1 protein-coding gene is annotated in these 1578 nt (G+C 76.6%); it reads right to left on the reverse strand.

Going from position 1 to position 1578, the window contains the following annotated elements; translation table 11 throughout:
• Positions 1 to 194: 194 nt before the first annotated feature.
• The gene (locus VR45_RS38805) at positions 195 to 1415 is read right to left on the reverse strand and encodes an ROK family transcriptional regulator (RefSeq protein ID WP_045944667.1); all 1221 of its coding nucleotides are present in this window, start codon (positions 1413 to 1415) and stop codon (positions 195 to 197) included.
• Positions 1416 to 1578: the final 163 nt, after the last annotated feature.

Genomic DNA, 1578 nt, shown 5'->3' on the forward strand with positions numbered 1-1578 from the left:
GTTCCGAGCCGTTCGTACGGTGATGGCGGCGGGCCCGTCCGGCCCGGCCGGTGCGCGCGATCGCCCGGGGGTCACAACCGCGGTCCCTCACGGTCCATCACGGTCCACCTGGGCGAACGGCCACCGGCGTTTCCTATCACACCAAGAAATACTCGGAGGGAACGGCCGGGGATCGCGGGGGTACCACCCCCGGTTCAGCGCGTGATGAACGTGGCCCCGTCGGCGAGCCGGACGGCGGCCGCGGTGGCGCCGACCAGTTCGGTGGCGGTGGCCGGGATCGTCATCAGCTGCGGCAGCACCGGCACCCGGCCCTGGAGGCGGGACTCGATCGCGGGCAGCATCCCGCCACCGCTCTCCCGGATCAGCCGTCCGCCCAGGGCCACGAGTTCGGGGCCGAGCACGCTGATGGTCCGCGCCACCAGCAGGGCCAGGTCGTCGGTGAACTCGTCCACCAGGCGCACCGCCGCGGGCACGCCCGCCCGGGCCAGCCGGAACAGCTCGGCGACCCGCTCGGCCGAGGTCCCGGCCACGGCCAGTCCGGCCTCGGTGATCCGCAGGTCGACGGCCCGGTCACCGATCCGCGCCTGGGTGTCGCCGGTGCGCCCCGCCGGACGTTCCAGGGCCCGGCGGTCGGTCATCAGGTGGTCGAGGGCGCCGGCCGAGCCCAGCCGCCCCCGGTGCAGCCGGCCGCCGAGCACCATCCCGGCGCCGACCTCGATCCCGACCGTCACGGCGACGAGGTCGCTCACGCCCGCGCCCGCCTCGCTGTGCTGGACGGCCAGCGCGACCAGGTCGACATTGCTCTCGACCGCCACCGGCACGCCCAGCCGCTCCTGGAGCGGGGCGCGCAGCCGCAGTCCGGGCCAGTCCAGTACCGGCGCGAACTCCACCAGCCCGGTGCCGCGGTCCCGGACCGCCCCGGGCACCCCGACCACCAGGGCGCGGGGCGCGCCCGCATGGCGTGCGGCCCAGCCGTGCAGGCCGTCCACGAGGGCCAGCAGTGGTGCGGTGAGTTCCTCGGCGGACGGTTCGCGGGTGCGGTCGGGGCCCAGCGCCGGCGCCCACTGCCGCTCGGCCTCGTGCAGCACCGTGCCGTGCAGGTCCGTGACCACGCCGACGACGCGGCGCGGTCGCAGTGCCACGGCCAGTACGGTCTGCGCCCCGGCGTTGTAGCGGATCAGCTGCGGCGGCCGACCGCCGCTGGACGGCGCACGCTCGGGCTCCACGAGCACCAGCCCGGCCGCGCGCAGCGCCTCGACCAGACGGTGCACGGTCGCGGTCGACAGTCCGCTCTCGGCCGCCAGCCGCTGCCGGGAGAGCGAACCGTTGCGACGCAGCACCTCCAGCAGCACGGTCTGGTTGACCTGCGCCACGGTCCGGGTGGTGGCGGTCGCCGGGCGCGGGGGCTTGGGCACCGGGTGCTCCTCGAACGGGGCGGGGCGGGGCGGGGCCGGGCACGGCCCGAACGGCGGCGGGACTTCGTCTCGGCCCGAATATATCTGCTGGGCACGACACGGCGGGCGGACACGCGACCGGCGGGCACAGGCCCGGCGGGAACGGCGGGGGCGGCGGGGGCGG

This window comes from Streptomyces sp. NRRL S-495 (assembly GCF_000966955.1).
GTDB lineage: Bacteria > Actinomycetota > Actinomycetes > Streptomycetales > Streptomycetaceae > Kitasatospora > Kitasatospora purpeofusca.